Origin of the sequence: Roseinatronobacter sp. NSM (assembly GCF_052379845.1) — a bacterium.
Lineage (GTDB): Bacteria > Pseudomonadota > Alphaproteobacteria > Rhodobacterales > Rhodobacteraceae > Roseinatronobacter.
In genome coordinates this window covers 37,865-60,524 of record NZ_JBQTCF010000013.1, presented here as the reverse complement: position 1 = coordinate 60,524, position 22,660 = coordinate 37,865, and the positions used below count along the sequence as shown (strand labels likewise).

The 22,660-nt window shown below is 63.0% G+C and carries 25 protein-coding genes and 1 tRNA gene; 7 read left to right on the top strand and 19 right to left on the bottom strand.

The annotated features are described in order from the left end of the window. Positions 1-119 precede the first annotated feature (119 nt). From ACTZWY_RS09040 to ACTZWY_RS08990, 11 genes are all read right to left on the bottom strand, one after another. Positions 120-1,319, bottom strand: coding sequence for a phage major capsid protein (locus ACTZWY_RS09040; RefSeq protein ID WP_444790369.1), 1,200 nt, complete (start codon positions 1,317-1,319; stop codon positions 120-122). Positions 1,320-1,413: 94 nt separating this feature from the next. Then, positions 1,414-1,944 (bottom strand): HK97 family phage prohead protease, encoded by a 531-nt coding sequence (locus tag ACTZWY_RS09035; RefSeq protein WP_444790368.1) that lies wholly within the window; start codon positions 1,942-1,944, stop codon positions 1,414-1,416. 11 nt (positions 1,945-1,955) lie between these two features. Then, complete coding sequence (locus tag ACTZWY_RS09030) at positions 1,956-2,198, bottom strand: GTA head formation protein, RCAP_rcc01685 family (protein ID WP_444790367.1); 243 nt, start codon at positions 2,196-2,198, stop codon at positions 1,956-1,958. Continuing rightward, a complete protein-coding gene (locus tag ACTZWY_RS09025) occupies positions 2,195-3,418 on the bottom strand; it encodes a phage portal protein (protein ID WP_444790366.1) in 1,224 nt (407 codons plus the stop codon). Before ACTZWY_RS09025 ends, ACTZWY_RS09030 begins: the two co-directional genes overlap by 4 nt. A gap of 154 nt (positions 3,419-3,572) precedes the next feature. Then, positions 3,573-4,916, bottom strand: coding sequence for a DNA-packaging protein (locus tag ACTZWY_RS09020; protein WP_444790365.1), 1,344 nt, complete (start codon positions 4,914-4,916; stop codon positions 3,573-3,575). Beyond that, a complete protein-coding gene (locus ACTZWY_RS09015) occupies positions 4,843-5,202 on the bottom strand; it encodes a hypothetical protein (protein ID WP_444790364.1) in 360 nt (119 codons plus the stop codon). The genes ACTZWY_RS09020 and ACTZWY_RS09015 overlap by 74 nt, the downstream gene beginning before the upstream one ends. 438 nt (positions 5,203-5,640) lie before the next feature. Continuing rightward, positions 5,641-6,384 carry an SDR family NAD(P)-dependent oxidoreductase gene (locus ACTZWY_RS09010; RefSeq protein ID WP_444790363.1) on the bottom strand — a complete coding sequence of 248 codons (744 nt, stop codon included), beginning with the start codon at positions 6,382-6,384 and terminating at the stop codon, positions 5,641-5,643. After that, on the bottom strand, positions 6,381-6,941 hold the full coding sequence (locus tag ACTZWY_RS09005) for a DUF3833 domain-containing protein (protein ID WP_444790362.1): 561 nt from the start codon (positions 6,939-6,941) through the stop codon (positions 6,381-6,383). The genes ACTZWY_RS09010 and ACTZWY_RS09005 overlap by 4 nt, the downstream gene beginning before the upstream one ends. A gap of 1 nt (position 6,942) precedes the next feature. Beyond that, positions 6,943-8,208: an MFS transporter gene (locus tag ACTZWY_RS09000; RefSeq protein WP_444790361.1), complete on the bottom strand. Its 1,266-nt coding sequence runs from the start codon at positions 8,206-8,208 to the stop codon at positions 6,943-6,945. Beyond that, the gene (locus ACTZWY_RS08995) at positions 8,205-8,978 is read right to left on the bottom strand and encodes a DUF1365 domain-containing protein (RefSeq protein ID WP_444790360.1); all 774 of its coding nucleotides are present in this window, start codon (positions 8,976-8,978) and stop codon (positions 8,205-8,207) included. Before ACTZWY_RS08995 ends, ACTZWY_RS09000 begins: the two co-directional genes overlap by 4 nt. Then, a complete protein-coding gene (locus ACTZWY_RS08990; protein ID WP_444790359.1) occupies positions 8,975-10,273 on the bottom strand; it encodes an NAD(P)/FAD-dependent oxidoreductase in 1,299 nt (432 codons plus the stop codon). The genes ACTZWY_RS08995 and ACTZWY_RS08990 overlap by 4 nt, the downstream gene beginning before the upstream one ends. Before the next feature lie 278 nt (positions 10,274-10,551). On the opposite strand from ACTZWY_RS08990, the gene ACTZWY_RS08985 reads away from it, so the two are divergent. From ACTZWY_RS08985 to ACTZWY_RS08975, 3 genes are all read left to right on the top strand, one after another. After that, positions 10,552-11,055 (top strand): sigma-70 family RNA polymerase sigma factor, encoded by a 504-nt coding sequence (locus ACTZWY_RS08985; RefSeq protein WP_444790410.1) that lies wholly within the window; start codon positions 10,552-10,554, stop codon positions 11,053-11,055. 19 nt (positions 11,056-11,074) lie between these two features. Continuing rightward, positions 11,075-11,734 carry a ChrR family anti-sigma-E factor gene (locus tag ACTZWY_RS08980; protein ID WP_444790358.1) on the top strand — a complete coding sequence of 220 codons (660 nt, stop codon included), beginning with the start codon at positions 11,075-11,077 and terminating at the stop codon, positions 11,732-11,734. A 91-nt stretch (positions 11,735-11,825) separates the two neighbouring features. Beyond that, a complete protein-coding gene (locus ACTZWY_RS08975; RefSeq protein WP_444790357.1) occupies positions 11,826-12,161 on the top strand; it encodes a carboxymuconolactone decarboxylase family protein in 336 nt (111 codons plus the stop codon). 171 nt (positions 12,162-12,332) lie between these two features. On the opposite strand, the gene ACTZWY_RS08970 is transcribed toward ACTZWY_RS08975, so the two are convergent. The 4 genes from ACTZWY_RS08970 to ACTZWY_RS08955 all read right to left on the bottom strand — a co-directional run bounded on the left by ACTZWY_RS08970 (position 12,333) and on the right by ACTZWY_RS08955 (position 16,632). Next, on the bottom strand, positions 12,333-13,907 hold the full coding sequence (locus ACTZWY_RS08970) for a gamma-glutamyltransferase family protein (RefSeq protein WP_444790356.1): 1,575 nt from the start codon (positions 13,905-13,907) through the stop codon (positions 12,333-12,335). Positions 13,908-14,056: 149 nt separating this feature from the next. Beyond that, positions 14,057-15,160 carry a site-specific DNA-methyltransferase gene (locus tag ACTZWY_RS08965; protein ID WP_444790355.1) on the bottom strand — a complete coding sequence of 368 codons (1,104 nt, stop codon included), beginning with the start codon at positions 15,158-15,160 and terminating at the stop codon, positions 14,057-14,059. Positions 15,161-15,273: 113 nt separating this feature from the next. After that, positions 15,274-15,897 carry a ribonuclease HII gene (locus ACTZWY_RS08960; protein WP_444790354.1) on the bottom strand — a complete coding sequence of 208 codons (624 nt, stop codon included), beginning with the start codon at positions 15,895-15,897 and terminating at the stop codon, positions 15,274-15,276. Between the two features lie 42 nt (positions 15,898-15,939). Continuing rightward, positions 15,940-16,632, bottom strand: a complete 693-nt coding sequence (locus tag ACTZWY_RS08955) for a hypothetical protein (protein WP_444790353.1) — start codon at positions 16,630-16,632, stop codon at positions 15,940-15,942. 149 nt (positions 16,633-16,781) lie between these two features. Here ACTZWY_RS08955 and ACTZWY_RS08950 point away from each other — a divergent pair, with 149 nt between their 5' ends. Then, complete coding sequence (locus ACTZWY_RS08950) at positions 16,782-17,072, top strand: hypothetical protein (protein ID WP_444790352.1); 291 nt, start codon at positions 16,782-16,784, stop codon at positions 17,070-17,072. Continuing rightward, on the top strand, positions 17,044-17,748 hold the full coding sequence (locus tag ACTZWY_RS08945) for a winged helix-turn-helix domain-containing protein (RefSeq protein ID WP_444790351.1): 705 nt from the start codon (positions 17,044-17,046) through the stop codon (positions 17,746-17,748). The genes ACTZWY_RS08950 and ACTZWY_RS08945 overlap by 29 nt, the downstream gene beginning before the upstream one ends. A gap of 259 nt (positions 17,749-18,007) precedes the next feature. Here the strand turns inward: ACTZWY_RS08945 and ACTZWY_RS08940 are convergent, their stop codons facing one another. Next, positions 18,008-18,847, bottom strand: a complete 840-nt coding sequence (locus ACTZWY_RS08940; protein ID WP_444790350.1) for a sulfotransferase family 2 domain-containing protein — start codon at positions 18,845-18,847, stop codon at positions 18,008-18,010. 90 nt (positions 18,848-18,937) lie between these two features. Here ACTZWY_RS08940 and ACTZWY_RS08935 point away from each other — a divergent pair, with 90 nt between their 5' ends. Next, on the top strand, positions 18,938-19,321 hold the full coding sequence (locus ACTZWY_RS08935; protein ID WP_444790349.1) for an HIT domain-containing protein: 384 nt from the start codon (positions 18,938-18,940) through the stop codon (positions 19,319-19,321). 49 nt (positions 19,322-19,370) lie between these two features. After that, positions 19,371-19,444, top strand: a tRNA-Cys gene (locus ACTZWY_RS08930). A gap of 181 nt (positions 19,445-19,625) precedes the next feature. On the opposite strand, the gene ACTZWY_RS08925 is transcribed toward ACTZWY_RS08930, so the two are convergent. Genes ACTZWY_RS08925 through ACTZWY_RS08915 form a run of 3 tightly spaced genes read right to left on the bottom strand, consistent with a single transcriptional unit; the run spans position 19,626 to position 22,651 of the window. Further along, the gene (locus ACTZWY_RS08925) at positions 19,626-21,713 is read right to left on the bottom strand and encodes an exonuclease domain-containing protein (protein ID WP_444790348.1); all 2,088 of its coding nucleotides are present in this window, start codon (positions 21,711-21,713) and stop codon (positions 19,626-19,628) included. Further along, positions 21,706-22,122 carry a response regulator transcription factor gene (locus ACTZWY_RS08920; protein WP_444790347.1) on the bottom strand — a complete coding sequence of 139 codons (417 nt, stop codon included), beginning with the start codon at positions 22,120-22,122 and terminating at the stop codon, positions 21,706-21,708. The genes ACTZWY_RS08925 and ACTZWY_RS08920 overlap by 8 nt, the downstream gene beginning before the upstream one ends. Continuing rightward, positions 22,076-22,651 carry a hypothetical protein gene (locus ACTZWY_RS08915; RefSeq protein WP_444790346.1) on the bottom strand — a complete coding sequence of 192 codons (576 nt, stop codon included), beginning with the start codon at positions 22,649-22,651 and terminating at the stop codon, positions 22,076-22,078. The genes ACTZWY_RS08920 and ACTZWY_RS08915 overlap by 47 nt, the downstream gene beginning before the upstream one ends. Positions 22,652-22,660 lie beyond the last annotated feature (9 nt).

Sequence of the window (22,660 nt, the reverse complement as noted above, 5' to 3'; positions counted from 1 at the left end):
ATGGGACACCGGACAGGCAAGGCCCGCCACCGCGCACCCCCTGCCCGCCTATGCGCCAATATGGCGCGGCGGGATGGGGGCAGGACTGCGCGATCAGGGCCGCGCAGCCCGCAACGAACTTAGCTCAGGGCGAATTTCAGCAACTTGATGGCCTTGAAATCGGACACATCGCCGCCCACGCGCTTGGTGGCATAGAACAGCACATGCGGTTTCGCGCTGAACGGGTCGCGCAACACGCGCATGTCGGGGCGTTCGGCAATGGTATAGCCGGCCTCGAAATCGCCAAAGGCAATCGCACAGGCGTTGTTGGCAATGTCGGGCATGTCCTCGGCCACCAGCACCGGATAGCCCATCAGGCGCGCCGGTTCCCCCGCCGCCAGCCCGTCCGACCACAAGAAACGCCCGTCGGCATCTTTCATCTTGCGCACGGCGCCTGCGGTTTTGGAATTCATCACAAACACGGCATTCGCGCGGTAGCTGGCGCCCAGCGCATAGACCAGATCGACAATCGCATCAGCGGCATTGGTGCTGGCAAAATCGCCCGCCGCGCCCGTCGCAATATAGCCCAGATTGCCCCATTCCCAGATTTCATCAGGAATGTCGGTATGCGTCAGGAACCCGCGCGGCTTGTCCACGCCGTCCCCGCTGATGAAGGCCGCCGCTTCCGCACGCGCGAATTTCGATGCAATGCGCGCGGCCAGCCACCCTTCAATGTCAAAGGCGCTGTCATCGAGCAGGCGCTGGCTGGCCTTGGGCATGGCCGACAATTCATGCAGGCGAATGGGGATGCGGTCAATTTTCGGGGTGTCGGATTCAGCAGTGGCCAGGGCCTCGGTCGCCCAGCCGGTGGACACATCCGTGTGGTCCACCAGCACATCAAAGGATGTCGATTCCACTGTCACCACAGATGCAATCGCGCGGATGGACGCCGTCGCATGCAGCACGCCACGAATGGCCTGCGCGGTTTCAGGGTCCACCAGATAGCCGCCATCTGCGGCGATCTGCGTGTTCAGGCCCTTGGTGTCCAGCTCCAGCCCGCGCATGGGGCTGTCATCGCCCGAACGCAAATAGGCGTCAAACGCCTTGTGGTGCAGCGTTGCGCCTGCATCAGCGCCGCTAAGGGCGGGGCGGGCGGGGGAAAGGGCAGTTTTGCGGTCCAGCATGGTCAGTCGCTCTTCATGTTGTTGGAACTTACGGATGATTTCGGCCTGAAAACCGCCGAATTCGGTGGTGAAATCGTGCAAGGCGGTTTTCAGTTCGGGGGCGTCCGGCACGGGTGTGGCGGTCCGGCCCGCAGCCGGTGGCGCGGGGTTGGTCATGTCGCTCTCCTGCAAAAAAATGGAACGATGTTGCGATCAGGGGCTTTTGTAGCGCACCAAGCCCAAGATCCGGTGAAGCGTGCGTGCGCAGCCCCTACAGGCGCGCAACAGCGGCGCGCGCCTCGCGCAGGCGGGCTGTGGCCATGGCCAGATCGGCCATCAGACCGGATTTCGCGCTGATGCGTGCCTGTGTCTGCATGGGAAAGGTCACAAGGCTGACTTCCCACAATTCCAGTTCAATCAAACTGCGCCCGCCCGTGGCCAGCGCCTGCGCGCGCACCGTGCGGTAGCCAATGGACAACCCGTCCAGCGCGCCGGCCTGCACCAGCGCCAGCGCTTCGCGCGCGCGCGCCACATCGGGCAGCAGACGGCCCTTGACGAACAGGCCACGGGCATCTTCAACCACCTCCTCCCAAATACCGATGGGCTGGGCGGGGTCATGTTGCCACAACATGCGCACCTTGTCGCCGCGTGCCGCCAGCCGTTGCAGGGATGCGCCATATGCCCCGGGCTGGACAGTATCCCCGCCCGTGTCACGCAGGCCAAACACACTGGCATAGCCCGAAATGCAGTGCCCCTCACTCAGGACCAGACCGGCATCGGGTTTGCAGAACTTGTATTCCATATTGTCCCCTTTCATTGGGTGGCGGCCAGCAGCGCCAGCGCGCCATGCAGCAACACCCCTGCAGCCACAGCATAGACCGCCAGCCACAAGCGCCGCTCCAGCCGCTCGACCGCGCTTTCCAGCCGCGTCATGCGAAATTCCAGCGCTTCCTTGCGCACCTCGAACACGCGCTCCTGTGCGTCAATGCGCGCCTGCGCCGCTTCAAAACTGTCATACAGGTAGCGCGACCCGCTTGTTTGACGGCGCGCACTCATGCCCCCTCGACACGGGCAGGCAGGCCCAGAAGGGCGCGTTTTTCAGCATCATCCAGAAAGCTGGCCTGCCCGATGCGGCGCCATTGCTGTTCGCGCTCTTCCGCCAATGCGGGCACCTGGTCCAGATCGGGCTTCAGCACCACCGCACCGGGCACAAAGCCCGACAACCAATGCGCCACCGATGCCGCCACACGCTGCGCCATGGGCAGGACGGTCAGGCGGTAAAAGGCGCGGTTGGCCTCCTGATAATTGGCATAGGTCGCATCGCCCGGAATACCCAGCAACATGGGCGGCACCCCGAAGGCAATGGCAATTTCACGCGCCGCCGCTTCCTTGGTGCGGTGAAATTCCATGTCGGACGGCGAAAAGCCCATGGGCTTCCAGTCCAGCCCCCCTTCCAGCAACATGGGCCGGCCAGCATTGCGCGCGCCCTGATGGTTGGTTTCAATCTCCGATTGCAGGCGGTCGAACTGCTCGGCACTCATGCTGCCCTGCCCGTCCGGCCCACGATAGATGATCGCCCCGGACGGGCGCGCCGCATTGTCCAACAGCGCCTTGGACCAGTTCGACGCGGCATTATGCACCTCAACCGCGCGCGCCGCAGCCGTCAGGGGCGACAGGCCGTAATGGTCATCATGCGGATGAAAAGACCGGATATGGCAAATGGGCGCCAGCCCGTCGCGCATATTAAAGCGGTGCTTTTTCGCGCCCACAGTATACTCCCACGCAATGGGCCAGCCATCGGCACCGGGCACAACGCTGATGCGGTCCGATCGCAGGACATGCAATTCCTGCACCCCGCCCTCAGCGCCGGTCACCGCCTCGACATAGGCATTGCCCGACAGCAGCAGCTGCGCATAAAGCGCCTCAAAAAACTCGGCGCGCCCCTGCACGGGGTTGGGGCGGGTGATCAGGTCCAGCAGCGGATGCACATCATAGCGCCGCGCACTGTCCTGCACCACCAGCGGCAACGCGCTGGCCGCTTCCGAAATCAGGCGCACAGCCCGAAACCCGATCGGGTTGCCCACAAACCCCGCCCGCGCCAGCGACACACCATCGCGCAGGCCAATGGGCGCAGCCCCGCTGCCTGTCCCCCCAAGACTGGCCGTTCGCGCCCCGATGCGCCCTGCCGTCAGCGGCCCCACAGCAGATGCCTTGCTCTGCGCCAGATCGCCCGCGCCACTCTCGGGTGGTTGTGTTTTACGAAAGATATCAAACATCTCGGATATGCTCCATTCCTTGGCCCCTTCATCTTGCCCAAAATACTCAAATGCGGCGGCGGCGGGCGGGCACCACGTCAGACCGCTGGCCCGCCCCTGCCCCGTTTCGGACTGTCTGCAACCACCCTAGCGCAACGGAATGAACCCCCGCTTATCACAGCGTGCGCACCTTTGGCCGCGACCAGCGCGCGGCAGGGGCCAGCACCAGATCATGCAGCGCCCAGACCAGCGCATCCACGCGGTCGGGGCTGCCGGTGCCTGCAAAGCCCTGCGCGGTCATCTGCGCCATCTGGTCCTCCAGCGGGCCAAGGGGGGCTGTGTGAAACACCCGCCCCTGTTCATAAAGCGCCGCCACAGGTTCTGCGCGCAGCACCTTTCCACGGCTGGCATGCACCGCGCGAAACGGCACCAGCGGGTCAATCTGGCGCAGCACTTCGGCCACCAGATTGCCGCCCTGGTTGACCTCGGCCACGATGCGGTCGCCACCATGGCGGTGCAGCGCGTCAATGGCCGCGCGCGCCCATTGGCTGGGCGATGTGGCGCGCAGGCTGGCATCTTCCAGCACATAGGCGCGCCAGTCTGCGGGCGGCCCTTCGGTCACAGCCCCCACAACCACGATCCCGCACAGGTCAGACCCCGCATGCGCGCTGACCGCGGGGTCGACGGCAACCACCACGCGCGAAAGCTGGGGCACCTGCCCCACCCGCGCCCCTTCCAGCAGCGCTTGGGGCCATAGCGTGCCTGCCGCATCTTCCAGCAACTGCCCGTCCAGTTCCTGCCGTTCCAGCCGCGTGCCACGGTAGCGGTGGCGGATTTCTTCCAGGAATGACGGGGCCAGCCAGGCGCGGTTTGCTTCGGTGGCGGCATGGGTCAGCACTGTGGAGGGCGCGCGCAAAATACCCTTCAGCGTGGCCTGATTGCGCGGGGTGGTGGTGACCAGCTGGCGCGGATGGGGGCCAAGGCGCAGGGCGAATTGCAACATGTCCCAGGCGTCTTCGGCCTTGGGCCATTTGGCCAGTTCGTCACACCATGCCGCGTCAAATTGCGGGCCACGCAGCGCCTGCGGGTCGGACGCGCTGAAGCATTGCGCAACCGCGCCATTGGGCCAGACCAGCCGGCGCTTGGTCGCTTCCCAATGGGGCAGGCGGTCAGCGGGGGAACAGGCCATGATGCCGCTGTCGCCAAACACCATCACATCGCGCGCCTGATCATAGGTTTCGCCCACCAGCGCCACGCGCCGCGCCACACCCGCATCCAGCGGGCGCGCCCCTTCGACCTGCGCGCGCACCCATTCGGCGCCCGCGCGCGTTTTGCCCGCCCCGCGCCCACCCATACACACCCATGTGCGCCAGTCGCCCGAGGGGGGCAACTGGTGGGGCGCGGCCCAGAATTCGAACAGCCATGGCAGGGCTGCCAGCGCATCATCACTCAGGCTGTCCAGAAATTCCGCCACAGTTTGCGGCGGCGCGCAGGCAAGCCAGTCTGCGGGCGATTTCATCCCTTGCGGCCCCAAGGTCAAGACTGGCGGCGCGGGCATCTTCGCCGCCCTTGAGTTTCTGGATATTGGCACGTTCATGATAAGCAATCTCCAACGCCTTGCGCAGGCTGCGGAACTCCTCGGCCAGTTCCTTGCCAGCCAGCGCAGCGGGCATATCGTCATAGGTTTCAAGAATGCGCGTCAGCCGCGCGATGGAATGGTTCAGCAACTGCTCGGAATAGGACACCATGTTTTCAGGTGTCGGCCCCCCATCGGCCCGCGTGCCGGGCTGCGTGTCTTTGATCATAAGGTTTTGCCTGTTTCTGTGGCCCCTGCACGGGGACGGACCGCGCCTGTTGCAACGCCCCCCGCCCACCGGACCCCGCCAAACACGAAAACCCACCTTAGGGCATAAAGCTGTGAACTTGGCTAAGGGCGCGTGCGCTGCCTGTAGGGGGCCTGAACGGGGCCAGAACGGGGGGGCATCAACAGGGGCGCTATGCCGTGTCGTGCGAAAACACCCGCCCAGTCGCCTGTGCGCGCGGTCATGGGCATGCGCGCCGCATGCCCTAGCCCCACCCTAACCCCAAGAATTTGCGTGTTTTCCCGCGCAACGGGCTGCAGCGCTGCGCTGCGCAGGTGACTGCGCCCGCCCCAAAGGGGCGTCATGCGGGCCGCCGCTGGCCCGACATTTTCCGAACCGCTGTCAGGCCGAACACCCCGGTTTAGGGCCTACGCAGCACGTCTAGCCGGATTTGCCGCCAAACAGCCGGTAATAGGCCCAGTCCGGCAGGAAATTCGCACCGCGAAACAGCCATGAGAACACGCGCGGAAAGGCGCGCTGGAATTTATACCCGCGCATCAGCGCCATAACTTCGGCCGCTGCCCTGTCGGGTTCCATCAAGAACGGCATGGCAAAGTCGTTCTTGTCGGTCAACCGTGTGCGGATGAAACCGGGATTGGCCAGTTGCACATCCACGCCCGTGCCGCGCAAATCGGCATGCATTGATTCCGCCAGATGCATCACGCCTGCCTTGCTGGAACTGTAGCCGATGGACCCCGGCAAGCCACGATAGCCCGACAATGACCCCACAATCACAATATGGCCCTGCTGGCGCGCCACCATCTGCGGCACCACCTGCCCCAGCACACGCGCGGCCCCTGTCAGGTTCACGTCAAACATGGTTTCGGCCTTTTCAGCGTCCCATTTGCGTGCGGAAAACGGCCAGTAGACACCCGCCATCCACACCAGCCCATCCACTGGCCCCGCCGCGCGCGCCGCCGCCAGCACCGACGCCCTGTCGGCCACATCGCAGGCCAGCACGCGCGCGGGATTGGGCAATTCGGCGGCCAGCGCCTGCAGCTTGTCTGCCGTGCGCGCCGACAGAACCAGCGTGCACCCGGCCTGTGACATTTGCTGCGCCAGCGCGCGCCCCAACCCTTCGGAGGCGCCGACAATCCAATAGGTTTTCCCTGCAAGCCCCCTCATGCGTCAGGCTTGCGCATTGTGGCGACCAGTTCGGCCACCTTGAAGCCGAATTTGCGAAACTGGCTGCGGTTGATGATGGTCTTGTCATCGACCAGATACATCCAGTCGGTGACCTGAAGCGTGTGCCCGCCCGCGCTGGCAGGCAGGCGGATGGTATAGGTCAGGCAGACCGCCGCGCCATCCTGCTTGCCTTGGCCAATGCCGGTCAGGTCATCGGCCTCGGCTTTGATTGCGCCGTCATTGCCCAGTGTCAGGCGCCATTCGCGGTCCTGCCGGGTGCCACTGTCATAGGTGAAATGTTCCGACAACACGCCCCTGTTGCCGTCCCAGCGCCCGTCCATATCGGCGGTGAAGCGCGATGTCACGCGCCCCAGCGGGCCGTAAATCACGCCTTCACAGCGCAGCGGGCCGGACAGGTGGTGGCGAATGTCCATGCGCGGTTCCAGCGTCGCATAATCCGACGGCTTTTGCGCACCAAACCCCATCATACGCGACATAAGCGCAACAAGCGCCAGCATCAGGGCCATGCCTGTCAATACACTTAGCAAGGTGGTCATGTCAGCTCTCCGTCAGGGGCGTGCGGGCCAGAAGCACCACCGCCAGAAATTTCAATACCGAAGGGAACGCGGCATACAGCACGACAAGCGCCAGCAGGGCGCTGTCGGGGTTCGCGCTGCCCGCTTCGAACCCTGCAAGGTCCAGTGTGGGAAACACAATCAGCGCCGCCAGCGCCAGTGTGGCCTTGGTCACAAACGCCCATAGCCCGAACCCTTGCGATGCATCGGGCGACAATTCGGCCATGCGGCGCGAAAATATCGCAGGCAGCAAGGTCAGATCGGCGCCAATGCCCGCGCCCGACACCACGCAAATGATGGCAAACAGCGCAATATCCCCCGGACCCAGCGCCAGCACGAACACGAAACTCAGCGCGGCCAGCCCCATGCCCGCCATCAGCGCCGGTTTTGCCCCCACACGCCGCGCCAGCCGCGCCCATAGCGGCGCAGACACTGCCGCCGACAAAAACAGCACGATCAACAGCGCGCCTTCCCACCCGTCCGCCTGCAAGACCGATTCGGCGTAAAACAAAAACAGGGTGGATGTGATGGCCACCGGCAAGGCATTGACCAGCGCAATCAGCAACAGCCGCCGCGCCGTGGCATCGGCCAGAATATGGCGCAGGGGCAGTGCGGGGGCAGCAGTCTCGCGCGGGGTGGCCAGTGCCCCCCATTCGGCCCGCATGGCCCAAAGCGCCAGCCCCGCCACAAGGGCAAAACCCACGGCGAACCCCGTGAAGGGCTGCGCCAGCACCCCCGCCAGCGCAACAGGTGCGGCCGCAGCCACGCACACCCCCAAAAGCGCCCCGGTTTCGCGCCAGCCCGCCAGCCGCACATGCCCGCCCGCGCCCAATTGCGTGCCCCGCGTCGTGCCTGTGGCATAAAAGCAGATGGTCAGGAACGAATAGGCCGAAAACACCAGCGTCAGTGCCAGCGCGAACCATAAAAGCGGGGCAAATAGCGGCGGAATGGCAAACAACGCCAACATCCCCAGCGCCATCAGCCCCCCGGCCACCGCCACGGCCTGCGCGCGCACATGGCGCAGCCGCGCAGCCAGCCAGCCAAGGGCGGGGTCCTGCACGAAATCCAAGCCCCGCAGCACAAACAACACTGTGCCCAACGCCGCCAGCGACACGGCATAGTCATCAACATAGAATTTCGGCGCATGAATATAGATGGGCAGCCCCGCCATGGCCAGCAACCCGCCAAACACCGCATAGCCCCACAGGGCAGGCGGCGCTATGGGCGTGTTGGTGGTTGCGGTGGTCATTGGCTGACCTCTTGACTGGGGGGTTCGGGGCGCGCGCGGAAGGGTGCGCCGCGCCACCACAGGCGCGCGGCCTGCCAATGGATCAGCGCCAGCACCCTGCGCGACCCCAAGGGCCTGCGCACCATGGCGCCCAGCAAGCGCCGGCTTGTCAACGCAGTGCGCGGCCCCACCAGCGTGGCCACCAGCCCGCCGCCTTGCGCGTCCTCGTTCTGGGAATAAGAAATGCGGATATTCACCTTGTCCGGCGCAATATCAAACCTGAAGGCATAGCGCCCCGCCACTGGCTGAAACGGTGAGACGTGAAAGATTTTCTGCGCGCCCAGTTCATCTTGCGCGCGGATCACGGATTGGTCGGGTTTCACGCATAAATAGGAATGCCGGTCCCCGTAGGTGTTGTTCACTTCCGCAATCACCGCGCGCAAACCGCCCGCGCTGTCATGGCACAGCCAGAAACTGACGGGGTTGAACAGATGGCCCAGAATGCGCGGCTGCGTCAGCAGCAGGACCGCGCCGCCGGTCACCCCCGCCAGCCCCTGTGCGGCCAGAACGCGGCGCACCCATGCCGCGCCCGCCCCCTGCCCCGGTGCGCCGCCATGGTCGCGGTCGCGCAGCGACACCAGACCGGCACGGTTGCGCACCATAAGGCGCGGCAGGCGCAGCGGTTTTTCCGCGTCAAACAGCACATAATCCACGCCATAGGTGAACCGGTTGTCCACCGCCCCGCGCCGCCCGTGAAAGGTGCGCCCCGCGATATGGTCAATCCCGGTCATTGCGCGGCCACTTGCTGGGCGGTGTCGTTCATGGCGCGCACCACATCCACTGCGCTGGCAAAGCCGTCTTCGTGAAAGCCATTGCGCATCCATGCGCCGCAAAACCATGTGCGGTTGGTGCCGTTGAACGCGCGAATATCAGCCTGCGCCTGCAATGCGCCCGCATCATAGACAGGGTGATCGAAGCTGTAAGTGTCGTAAATACACTCCTCGCGGACGGGGTGGTTGGCGTTCAGGGTCACGAACATGGGGTCATCATGGGGGATGGGTTGCAGGGAGTTCATCCAGTAGCTTAGCGAAATGCGGTCGCGGTCCGCTGGGCCGCGTTCGGTATAGACCCAACTTGACCAGCATTTGCGCCGCTTTGGCATCACATCGGGGTCGCAATGCAGGATTGCGTCATTGGTCTGGTAGCGCACCGCGCCAAGGGCTGCAGTTTCCTGCGGGGACGGGTCCGCCAACAAGCGCTGCGTGATGTCGGAATGGGTGGCAAAGATCACCTCGTCAAATGCTTCGGGGTCCAGACCCTGCGCCTTCAGCTGCACCTCAAGCGGGCCGCGCGTCACTGATTGCACAGGGGTTGAAGGGCGCAGGCGCACCCCCACACGTTCCAGATGGTCGCCAAGGCGGCGGACATATTCGATGGACCCGCCCTTGACGGTATACCACTGGTGCTGCCCGTCATAGCCCAGCAAGGCATGATTGCTGAAAAACGTCATCATGGCCTGCGCGGGAAAGTCCAGAATCTTGCGCGTGGGGGTGGACCAGATCGCGCCAGAAAAGGGCAAAAGATACCTGTCACGAAACCAAGCCCCTGTGCCCAAACGCGCCAGCAGCCCCCCGATACTCAGGCTGGGGTCCGCTGCCGCAACGCGGGGCGCGTGTTTGTTGAAATGCAAAATGTCGCGCACCATGCGCCAATAGCGCGGATCCGCGATGTTGCGGCGGGTTGCAAACACTTCGTCCATGCCAGACAGACTGTATTCGAACCGCCCTGCGTCAAACGACACCCCGAAACTCATGTTCGAGGGGGCGACGGGCACATCCAGCCGGTCAAACATGGCCGTCATATGCGGGTAATTCGTGTAATTGAACACAATAAAACCCGTATCCACCGGCTGTTGGCCCTGCTTGCCCGCAAGCACAGTGCGCGCATGCCCCCCAAGGCGCGGCGCGGCCTCATACAAGGTGACGCGGTGGCGCTGCGCCAGCAGATAGGCCGCCGCAAGCCCCGAAATCCCCCCCCCGACAACGGCAATACGGCGGGCAGGTGTGTCTAACATCTCGAATGGCATGCAGGCGCGCTCCGATAGAAATTTGCGTTTGAATGTTTACGTCAGGACTGCATGGACAGATCACTGCAAAAAACATCTTACTTCCTTACAGGTTTTTTGATCCGCTTCCCCCTTGCAGCCGTAACCGTGGCATGTTTGATCAGACCTGTGACGATACAACCACGCCACAACCGCATCGCGCGCCCCGGTCAGGGGGTGCGACAGACGCGGTATTGGGCAGGATGGCGGGACAGGCAGGATTGGACAATACAGATAAAACCGTCTGGGCAGCGCTGGTCATGCGCGTGGCCAACCAACAAGACGCGCAGGCGTTCACCAAGCTGTTTGAACATTTCGCGCCGCGTGTGAAGGCGTTTTTGATGAAATCAGGCGCCGACCCGACCAGCGCAGAGGAATGCGCACAAGATGTCATGGCAACGGTCTGGCACAAGGCCGCCCAGTTCGACCCCGCCCGCGCCAGCGCGGCAACGTGGATTTACACCATCGCGCGCAACCGGCGCATAGACATGTTGCGCCGCGACCGCAGGCCCGACCCCGAAGACCTGCCATGGGGGCCGGAGGCCGAACCCGATCAGGTGGACGCGCTGGCGCTGCAGCAGGAAACGGAAAAACTGGCACAGGCCATGAATGCCTTGCCCGAAAAGCAACGGAAGATGATCGAAAGTGCCTATTTCGGCGACCTGACGCATAATGAAATTGCAGATGAAACCGGATTGCCCCTTGGCACGATCAAATCCCGCATCAGATTGGCACTGGAACGGCTGCGCCATTCCATGAACTGAGAAAAGAGACGGCACGACAATGATCAAGCACCATATAAGCGACAAATTGCTGATGGCCTATTGCGCAGGCACCCTGCCAGAGGCGTTCAACCTTGTTGTTGCCACACATATTTCGCTATGCGACGACTGCCGCGCGCGGATGGCAGGGTTTGACGCTGTGGGCGGGGCGGTTCTGGACCAACGCGTGGCCCCTGTGGCCATGTCCTCGGATGCGCTGTCGGCCACATTGCGCAAGATCAAGGCCAAGACAGCCGCAGACGACCCCGAAGACAGCCCTGTTGGCCAATACATGCGCGACCCTGTGCTGCCCGGCCCCTTGCTGCGCTATACCGGCGGCGGCCTGGAGGCGGTGCAATGGCGCGCGATCGGGGGCGGGGTGCGGCAGGCAATCTTGCCAACCTCGCGCCATGCCAGCGCGCGGTTGCTGCACATCCCTGCAGGAACCGCCGTGCCCGATCATGGCCATCGTGGGCTGGAATTGACGCTTGTTCTGCAAGGCGCCTTTGTCGATGAAAGTGACCGTTTCGCGCGCGGAGATATCGAAATCGCCGATGAGGAGATGGAACATACGCCCATTGCCGAAATGGGGGCAGATTGCATCTGTCTGGCGGCCACGGATGCCCCGTTGAAGTTCCGCGCGCTGCTGCCGCGTCTGGCACAGCCGTTTTTCAGGATTTGACCGCCGACGCAGCTGTGGCTTGATTTGCATCAATGCCATGGGGCGACATATCTGGCACCGCATATTCGCAAGACGATATATGAGGTGCCACATGGACTACCCCGCTTTTATTGCCGAAACGCGCGATAAATCCCGCACACTGGCCAAGGCCATTCCCGACACAATGAAGGGATTCGGCGCGCTGTCACTGGCCGCCAAGACCAGCGGGGTTCTGGGGGTGAAGGAAAAGGAATTCGTGGCGCTTGGCATTGCGGTCGCGGTGCGCTGTGAGCCGTGCATCGCCTTTCATGTGGAAGCGCTGATCAAGGCGGGCGCCACCCGCGAGGAGCTGGCCGATGTGCTGGGCATGTGCATCCAGATGGGCGGCGGCCCTGCGGTGATGTATGCGGCCAAGGCGCTGGAGTGCTGGGACCAGCTGGCGGGGTGATCTGGTTTGACCTGCCAGACTTGACCTGCCAATTTTGACCCGAGTGAGCGGCTGCGCCGCAAGTTTACATGTCACCCCCTGCCCGTTGGGCAGGGGGTTCCGTGTTTGAGTATTTGGGGCAAGATGAAGTTGGCCAAACGGCCTGATACCGGCGGGCGGTTCTGGAGCGGATCAATAGCCGATGGCGCAGCCGTCCTTGCGCGGGTCTGATGCGCCCACCAGAATACCATCGCTGGTCAGGCGGATGGCCTGTGCGCCGCCGATGGGGCTGTCGGAATAGGTGACGGTATGGCCAATCTCGGCAAGCGCGCGCAGGGTTGTTTCGGGATAGGGGCGTTCCAGTGCGAGGGTGCCGTTTTCGGCAAAAGCGCGGGGGGCGTCGATGGCGCTTTGCAAATCCATTGCGAAATCGGTGAGGTTTGAGACCAGTCGCGCATGGCCCACAGGCTGGTATGCGCCCCCCATGACCCCGAAGGGCAGCGTGACGCGCCCGTTTTCGCGCAGCATGCCGGGGATGATGGTGTGCATGGGCCGTTTGCCGCCCTGCAATTCATTGGGGTGGCCTGCCTGCAGCGTGAAGCCCGCGCCGCGGTTCTGGAACAGGATGCCGAATTTTTCGGACGCCAGCCCCGACCCGAAGGGATGGAAGATCGAATAGATCAGCGATACGGCCATGCGGTCGCTGTCCACCACGGTCAGATAGACCGTATCGCGGTGGATGGCTTCGCTTATGGGGGCGGGGTCTGCGATGATGCGGTCGGGTGCAATCAGCGCGGCCAGTGCGGCAGCGGTTTCGGGGGCCAGCATATGGGCCAGCCGGGAGGTATGGTCAGGATCGGCAAGGATGCGGTTGCGCGCGTCATAGGCCAGTTTCGTGGCCTCGGCTTCCAGATGGGCGCGCGGGGCGCCCAAGGGGTCAAGGCCCGCGATATCGAAATGCGACAGGATGTTCAGGATCAGGTTCGCGGTGGCCCCTTGCCCGTTGGGGGCATGTTCGACCAGTTCGACGCCGTGATAGGTGCTGGAAATGGGGTCGGTGTACTCGCAGCGTGTTGCGGCCAGATCATCGAGGCTGTGGCTGCCCCCAAGGGCGCGCAGGCTGTTGATGATGTCCTGGGCCACGTCGCCCTCATAGAACCCGGCGCGGCCCTGTTGGGCGATCAGCTGCAAGGCATGGGCCTGTTGGGGGGCGCGGAACATTTGGCCCGCGCGCAAAGGCTGGCCGCCGGACAGGAAATAATCGCGCGCGCGCCCTTGCAGGTTTTGCGCGCGCCCCCAGTCAAAGGCCGTGCGCGGCGCGACCGGCACGCCGTCTTGCGCATAGCGGATGGCAGGCGCCAGAATATCGGCCAGCGCCATGCGCCCCCAATCGGCATTCAGGCGGCAAAAGGCGTCCACCGCGCCCGGCAGGGTTACAGCATCCACGCCAAACAGCGGCACTGTGGCATGCCCGCGCGCGCGCAGGGCGGCGGCATTCTGGGCGCCGGGCGCACGCCCTGACCCGTTGAGCGCAACGATGCGATCCTCGCCAGCGGGTTTGAGCAGCACGAAACAATCCCCCCCGATGCCGGTCATTTGCGGTTCGCATATGCCCAGCAGCACGGCGGCTGCGATTGCGGCATCGACGGCATTGCCGCCCGCTTGCAAAATATCGACGGCTGTTTTTGCCGCCAGCGGGTGGGAGGTGGCGCAAAGCCCATTGGCCGCATAGACCGCCGAACGGCCGGGATATTGGAAATCGCGCATCTGCCCCCCTGTTGAATCATATCACGCGCGTAGTATAGGCCGCGCGCGAAGCGGGTCCAGCGCATAAAAAAACCCCGCCAATTCAGGCGGGGTCAGTGGGCGTCCCGGCGGGAACCAGGGACACCGGCGGTAACTGTAAAACGGTTGGGTCAGTCGTGCATTTCCGCGCGGATTTGCTGGCGCAGCAAATCAATCGGAATCAACTGCCCATCGCGTTTGAACTGCCAATAGGTCCAGCCATTGCAGGACGGCGCGTTTTCCAGCGCCGCGCCCACCTGATGGATGGAGCCGCGATGTTCGGCACTGACCAGCGAGCCATCCACGCGCACTTTTGCGGCCTGACCGCGCGGGTTGACCAGCACCTCGCCCGGGCGCAGCAGGCCGCGTTCGACCAGTTGGCCAAAGGCCACGCGCGGTTGCGCCCGTTTGGACAGCGTGGTTTCCAGAACGCCAGCTTCCAGCGGGCGCACCTGCCCCAGCCGTTTGGCGGCCACCTTGCGGTAGTTTTCCTCGCGTTCAATACCAATGTAGTGGCGGCCCAGCAATTTGGCCACTGCGCCCGTGGTGCCAGTGCCGAAAAACGGGTCCAGCACAACATCGCCAGGATTGGTGGACCCCACCAGCACGCGGTGCAACAGGGATTCGGGTTTTTGCGTCGGGTGGGCCTTGTCGCCCTTGTCATCTTTCAGGCGTTCATGGCCCGAACAGATGGGCAGCACCCAGTCGCTGCGCATTTGAACGCCTTCGTTCAGTTCCTTCAGCGCTTCATAATTGAAGGTGTATTTCGCCCCTTCCGCCTTGGACGCCCAGATCATGGTTTCATGCGCATTGGTCAGCCGTTTGCCGCGGAAATTGGGCATGGGGTTGGATTTGCGCCACACCACGTCATTCAGGATCCAGAAGCCCGCATCCTGAAGCGCGGTGCCCACGCGGAAGATGTTGTGATAGGACCCGATGACCCAGATCGCCCCGTTGGGTTTCAGCAACCGGCGCGCGGCCTTCAGCCATGCGCGGGTGAAAGTGTCATAGGCCTTGAAGCTGTCGAACTGGTCCCAGGCGTCATCCACCGCGTCAACGCGGCTGTTGTCGGGGCGGTGCAATTCACCGCGCAATTGCAGGTTATAGGGGGGGTCGGCAAAGATGAGGTCAATGCTGCCTTCTGGCAGCGCGTTCATCACCTTTATGCAGTCTCCGCCAAGAATTTCATCCAAGGGTAGCACGGACGCCCCCTGCGCCAATGTTGAAACTGCCATCTCTGCCTCGCTTATGCGCTTTTTGCGCTTGTTGTGGCCCTAAGATGAGTCAAAGGCGATTCGCCGTCAATTTCTTTTTGAATCAGGTGTTTGAAAAACTTTCTTCATGTAAGCTATGGACACAAGATTTTGCGTATCGGGGCGAAGGAACGTCTATGCTCTGGGGTGACCCCCAAATCTGCTATGGCATTTTTGTGACGCTTTGTGGGGTATCCGGCGTTCACGTCCCAGCCGTAACCGGGATAGTGCAGCGCAAGGTCTGCCATGATCCGGTCGCGCGTGACCTTGGCGATGATGGATGCGGCCGCGATGGACAACACGCGCGCATCGCCCTTGACGACGGCCTGCGCGGGACATGGCAATGCGGGCGGCAGGCGGTTGCCGTCAATCAGCAAATGGTCCGGCGGCACGCGCAACGCGGCAATGGCGCGCTGCATGGCCAGATAGGTGGCCTGCAAAATGTTGATCGCGTCAATCTCGGCCGCAGTGGCATGGCCGATACCCACATCAGCGCTGGCCATGATGGCGGCGAACACCCGTTCGCGCGCGGGCGCGTTCAGGCGTTTGGAATCCGCCAGCCCTGCCGGCAGCGCGTCGGGGTCCAGCCACACAGCCGCCGCTGTTACCGGACCACAAAGCGGGCCGCGCCCCACTTCATCCACGCCCACAACACGGCGCGCGCCTTGCAGGGCTGCAAGGCGCTCATGTTCATAATCGGGGGCGGTTTGGTGTGTCATGGGCCATGTAATGCCCGAAGGCGCGGCCCCGATGCAACCCCGTCAGGACCGGCTGCGAAAGCCGCGTTCGGTCAGGCATTGTGCGGAATAGATTGTGCCCGTGGTGCTGCGCACCTGACAGGTGCGCGGCAGGTCACGCACCCCGCGCTGTTCCAGACAGGACGCGCGATACCCCGCCAGCGTTTGCCCGCCATAGTGGTAGGAAATCAGGCAGCGTTGCGGCAGGATATTCCCGCGTTGCCAGCCACTGCCACCACGCGGCGGGGCGGGCTGGTGACGGTCTTCTTCCCAGCGATTGGGGCGCCGGTCAGGGGCGCGGTGTTGCGCATGAAAGCCCGCATCCTGCAGGCAGGACGCCCGATACACGCTGCGCTGTCCGCGATTGGTGCGCGTGGTGTCAAGGCAGTGGCGCGGCAGGGTGCGCAGCCCCGCATCGTGCAGGCATTGCGCATTATAAAGCAAAATGTTGCGGTTGCGCACTGACCATGTTTCCTGACACTGGGCGGGCAATTCGCGGCTGTTGTGCTGCGGGCGGCCCCTGCTGGGGGCGCCGCCATCCGACCGCGCGGCATGCACGACAATCGCCACTGCGGCTGCGCCCAACAGGAATTTGACCAACGCATCCTCTGACGCTTTTGCAGGGGTTGCAGGCAAGGCAACTGCCCCCAGCGCAACCCCCGCCGCCAGCAAGGCACCAGTGGTTTTGACCCTTAGGGTGGAATAGAAATGTGACATGCCGCAGCTTCCTTTCATTCACAAGCCATGCCATGACCCTGTGCCCGCACGGCCCCGTCACGCAATAACGCGGCCCTGTTATCGGATAACATGCCGCCTGCGCGGGCTGTGATATTGAATAACGCGCCCGCCAATGCGATGGTTGCTGCATGAAAACCACTCTATGCGCTGCTACATGTCTGGTTCTGGCGCTTGCGGGGCAAGCCTCGGGCCAATGTTACGCAGATTACAAGGCCAAGCAGGACAGCCCCTTGCGCCTGCAATATGGCATCATTGAACTGCCGCAACCGGCCTGCACCAATATGCAGGCCGCGCGCGCCTATGCCGAACCCGTCATTTCAAGAAGCGGCTGGACGCTTCTACAAATTGAATCCATCTTCGGGGCAGATGACTTTCAACGCAGGAGTGCGCATGCAGGGGCTATCCATCTCCGCCAGTGAACTGGCACGCATGGGCAACCGCGCTGTCATTTGGGGCATTGCGGCCATTGTGGGCATTCTGGCGCTGACAGCGGGGGCGCTGTTTGCCAACCTGCCCGATGCAGGGGCCTTCAATGCGCGCGTGGAACGGGTGTTTGTCGAAAATGCGGACCTGACGGGGCTTGCGGAACTGAAACTGCTGGAAATTCTGGCGCAATCGGGCACGGCATTTTCCGAAACACTGGTGTCCTACAGGGTGGTGATTTTCGTGTTGCTGGTCTTTGCGACCGGGCTTCTGGTGACATCTTTTGTGATGATCATCATGTTGATCACGCTAAACAGGCGCATGGTGCAGGTGGAAAAACAGGGGCTGCAAGTGTCGCAACTGGTCATCGACCGCGCCACAAATGCCGTCACCCTCAATGATATGGAATTCCGCCTGACACCGGCGGCCATGGAAACGCTGGCAGTGCTGGCCGAAGCGTGCATTGATGATGAAGTGTTGTCTGGCGCGGCAATCGAAGCGGTTATTTCGGGCCGCGACGCTGCCAATTGCGACGAGGCCGCAGGCGCCACCCGCATCAAGCGCCTGCGCGACACGCTGGGCAACCAGTTGATCAGCGAAGTTCTGGTGCGCAACATTGCGCGACAAGGCTATATGCTGGCCATTGACCGCAAGGTGATATCCCTGCGCTGAGATGCGGCGCGCGCCTTGACACCCGGCGCCCCACTGTCCCCTTGTGATCGTGTGTTTTTATACCCAAAGCCCCGGGTTCCACTGTTGCACACCACACTGGAATGCGCCCCTGCCCCTGCACCACAGGTGCAGGGGCAAACACCCGCCCTGCGGGTGGTCCAGTGGGGCAGGCAGGGGGCGGCACCGCCCGCCCCCTGCCTGCCCCACACCTTCGCTGGAGCATGTCGCGCATGAGCGCGACATGCTCTGAAACGCACATTCACCCCCCCAGCCCCGCCCAATGCGGCGCATGCGGGTCTGACAGCCGCAAATTGATCGCCCCCAGATCCAGCTCTGCCACAGGGCGCGCGCCGGGGTCGAAACGGTCATACCCGAACAGCTCGAAATCCCAACGATACAGTTCTTGCATGAAATGCACGCTTATATCGTCGAAATACGCGGCCAGCGGTGCCACAGGTTTCGGCCCGCAGTTGAAGCGCCGCGCCGCCCCGGGCCTGCGCGTTGGCGGAATTTGCGCCAGCACCGGCGCGATGCCGCTGTCCCAGTCCTCAACCTGAAACACATGCGTAAACGCCACGCCATTCAAGGGAAGCGCGCGCAAATGCTGCGCTTGGGGCGTCCAGTGCCGGTCAAACCAGAACCGCTGCCCGGACACATGCACATCGCGCACGAACAGCAAAAACCGCCGAAACGCGGGCACCGGGTCCGCGCCCGCGCCCAGATCGGCCCCGTAGCGTTCCGCCAGCATCTGGCGCAATGTCCCCCGATAGGGCTTGCCGTCGCGCTGCAGCGTGCAAATCTTTTCATGAAAGCAGGACAATATCCGCGCAAAGGGGTTGCGCACCGCCGAAAACACAAACGCCGCCCCGCCCCGCGCAGGGGCCATCAGATCCGGCGCAAAGGGCCATTTCACCACCCCCTCATGTGCATCATGAATGTCGCCGTCAAAATACGCCCCGTGATCGGCATGATAGACAAGCTGCGCCAGTGTCGAACAGGCCGCTTTGGGCACTTCACGGTAGACAAGCGCCCCCCCATTGCCCAGCCAGCACCCTTCATACCGGTCCTGCGCCAGATCCATACCGCTGGAATATTCCATCTTCCGCCCGCCTGTCTGTTTTTCAGGGGTGACGCCCTGCCCTGTTGGGCCTACCTTGCGCGCCAGACACCTTCATTGCAAGAGGACGCGATGCCTTACACATATGACGACCAGAACATCTTTGCGAAAATTCTGCGCGGTGAAATCCCCTGCATCAAAGTGCTGGAAACCGATCATGCGCTGGCCTTCACCGATATCGCCCCCAAAGCGCCCCATCATGTGCTGGTCATCCCCAAAGGGCCTTATGTCTGCCATGACCATTTCGCGCTGGACGCTTCGGATGCGGAAATCGTGGATTTCACCCGCGCCATAGGCAAAGTCTGCGCGCAACTTGGCATTTCCCCCGGCGCAGATGGCGCAGGCTACAGACTGATTTCCAACGCCGGTGCAGATGGCGTTCAGGAAGTGCCGCATCTGCATGTGCATATACTGGCAGGGCGCAATATCGGCCCCATGGTGATGCCCGCCCCCTAAGAAACAGCCTTGACGCGGGCTGCCAGACTGCGTATCCGCTTGGCCCAGAGGCGAGTTGGCGGAGTGGTTACGCAGCGGATTGCAAATCCGTGAACACCGGTTCGATTCCGGTACTCGCCTCCACTTCCATATATATTCCGATCATGTGACTATATGTGGAGAACGTGGCGGGTGGCGTGAACCGCTTGATCTGCGTGTTTCAAAAGCAGTTTGAAGGACGACATTCTGGCGTTGCGGCGTCTGGAGCATGTCGCGCAAAACTGGGAACCGGTTTTGCGCAACACGCAGAAATGCGCGAAAATCGCTAATTCAGGTCTTTCAACAACCGTCCATGGCGGCGCACTTCGGTCAGGACATCGCCAAATGTTGTCAGCCCGCGCGATTTCAGCATGGGAATCAGCTTCAAAAACGCATCCGCTGTGGCCACGGTATCGCCAATGGCAGTGTGGCGGGCTTCTTCGGGAATGGTGATGCCCAGACGTGCGGTCAGCGCGTCCAGTGAATGTTGTTCCAGCTGGCCGTAAACCACCGCCGACAGCAGCACCGTGTCCAACACCGGATGGTCGAACCGCACCCCCATGGATTTTTCATGCCTGCGCAGGAATTCCATGTCAAAAGGCGCATTATGCGCCACCAGAACAGCCCCGCGCGCGAAATCATGGAAACGCTTGCCAGCCTCGGTCATGTCGGGCGCGCCTTTGACCATATCATCGGTGATGCCGTGAATTTCGGTTGATGAGGGGGGGATGGGGCGCGCGGGATCAACCAGTGTATCAAACACCTCGCGCTTGACGCGGCGGCCATTGACCACGCGCACAGCCGCGATTTGCACGATTTCGTCACTGGACGGTGTCAGGCCGGTGGTTTCCGTGTCGAACACAACATAGGTCAGATCCTCCAGCGTGCTTTCCAGAACGCCTGCATTGCGCGCTTTCGACAGCAGGTCGAAATCATAGACCACCTCGCGCTGGATGGGGGCGGGGCGGGTTGTGGCGCGGCGCGCGTTGGGGATGGGCAGGCGCACCCGCGACACGCCATCGGGGCGCATTTCGGTCCAGGCCTCGGTGCCATGGGCGTTCAGGACGGCGCGCGCGGTCAGGTCCGGGGTGTCGGGGTCCAGCGCGTCGGACAGCCACGAATCAAACACGCCAACCGACAGGGACGGCCCCTGCCAGACCAGATCCAGCACGGCACCCGGCCCGTCTTCTTCTGCCAGAACCAGACGAAAGCTGCGCGCATGCCCGGCCTGCGCCAGTTTCTGCCCCAGCCAGCGCAGCAACAGTGCCAGTTCAAACCCGTCACAGGTCAGCATCAGTTCCGGCCCTTCGGTCTGCAGGTCCAGTCCAAGGGTTTCGAACTGCGCGCCGATCCCGTCCATCAGATCGCGCGCGCGGATTTGCGCAAGCGGGCGCCAGTCATTGCGCCCTTTGTCATAGCGCTGGCCCAGTTCGGTGATGGCGGCGGTCAGGCCGCGCACTTCGGACAGCATGGCGCCCATCAGGTCAGCGGCTTGTGCCATGTCCTTGTCTTCGGAAATGACGCCGATCACAGTTTGCAAATTGGCGGCAGGGCGGCGCACGCGGTCGAACACCTCGGCCAGCAGGGATTCGCGCGCGGCATGTGCGGCCAGATCAGCGGTGACATCGCGCAGGGTCAGCACGAAGCCGGGGCGTTGCGTGTGTTCTGTGCGGCGCAACACCCGCATACGCCCCGACAACAGCCGCCCGCTGGTGGTGGTCGCGCAAATCAGGTCGGATGCGGCTTCGGGGTCGTTCAGTTTCGCCAGCCGTTCATAGGCATGGCGCACAGGCCCTTCGCGCAGGTAGTCCAGCAAATTGCGGTCCAGTCCCGGTGCGCCGCCTGCTTCCAGAATGGTGACCGCCTGCCCGTTATAGAACGCAAGCTGATAATCCGCCGTGCACAGCAGCACCGCGACCGGCACATCTGCCAGCAATTTTTCCAGACGCGCCTTTTCCGCAGACAGGCGGGATGTTTCGCGCGCCACCGATTCCGCCAGCGCGGACCGGGTTTGCGCCAGTGACTGCGATATTTCCGCCGCTGCAGGCGCAAGATCGCCCAGATACCGCGCGCGGTCCTTTTCGCGGCCCAGATCGCCTTGCACATCGGCATGGGCGCGCGTGCGAATGGCATTTGCCAGCCCGTCAATGGCACGCGCCACATTCATGTCGAACAGATACCAGATGCCGGTGACCAGAAACAGGATCAGGAACCCCGCCAGAATAGCGGCCTGCGCCATGGGTGCGGCCAGATCGGGCGTTGCGCTGCGCGACACCACCAGCCAGCCCGCAACCCCCACTGCCGCAACGGCACCTGCGGCCAGCAACGCAAAGAATAACAGGATACGGACGCGCAGGCCAAGTTTTTCAAGCATCGGTGCGGTCCGTTGGCGGGACAGTTTCGCCAGCAAGGATCTTGCGCACTTCTTCGCGCAATTCCTTCAGTTCAAACGGCTTGGAGATGAAACCATCCGCCCCCATGGCCAAGCCCTTGCGCCGTTCCATGGCCGACCCGCGCGCCGTCATCATCAGGATGCGCACATCCGCGCAGTCCGGGTCGGCGCGCACGGATTGGCAAATATCATAGCCCGACACTTCGGGCAGCATGACGTCCAGCAAAACCAGATCGGGCTTTTGGTCGCGGATCATGTCCAGCGCCCCTGCCCCGGTGGCAAGGCGTGTCTGGTCATAGCCTTCGCGGGTCAGAAGATAGTCCAGCGCTATGGCGATGTTGTCTTCATCCTCGACCACCAGAATCTTCGCCTTCTTCGCGCACTCCTCCATTTGCGGCTCCTCCTCCTGCACATGCGACGGTCAGAAACGGGTCGTCGGGCGTCAGCTGATACCATTCAGCGGCGGCCGGTATCCCTTGATCATTCAAGATTGTGCCTTCGGTCAGATCAGCGCGGCGTGCTGTGCTGCAGTCAAACAAGGACTGAAACCCGAAGGTCAGCGCCCAACGTTCCTTCAGGACCACACCTGTCAGAACCATATCGGGGTTGTTGCGGTTGGTCTGGCGCACCCGGTTGTCGATTGCGGCAATGCGGGTGGTCAGCGGCACAACATAGGTCCAGGGGCGATACCAGATGCGATGCTCATTCTTGCTGACAACAGTCACTTCATCCGGCAAACCGGCCTCGAACCGTCCGGCCCAGGTGTATTCCAGCCAGACCAGCATGCACACCATCCCCGCCGCCGCCCCGAAAGGCGCAATCCAGTCCGGCAGGTTGCGCCAGCTCAGGCGGTGCAGAAGATGCGCCACCCCAAAACCGCCAAAGCCTGCGACGATAACGGCCAGAAATTCGATAATCATAGGGGGCTG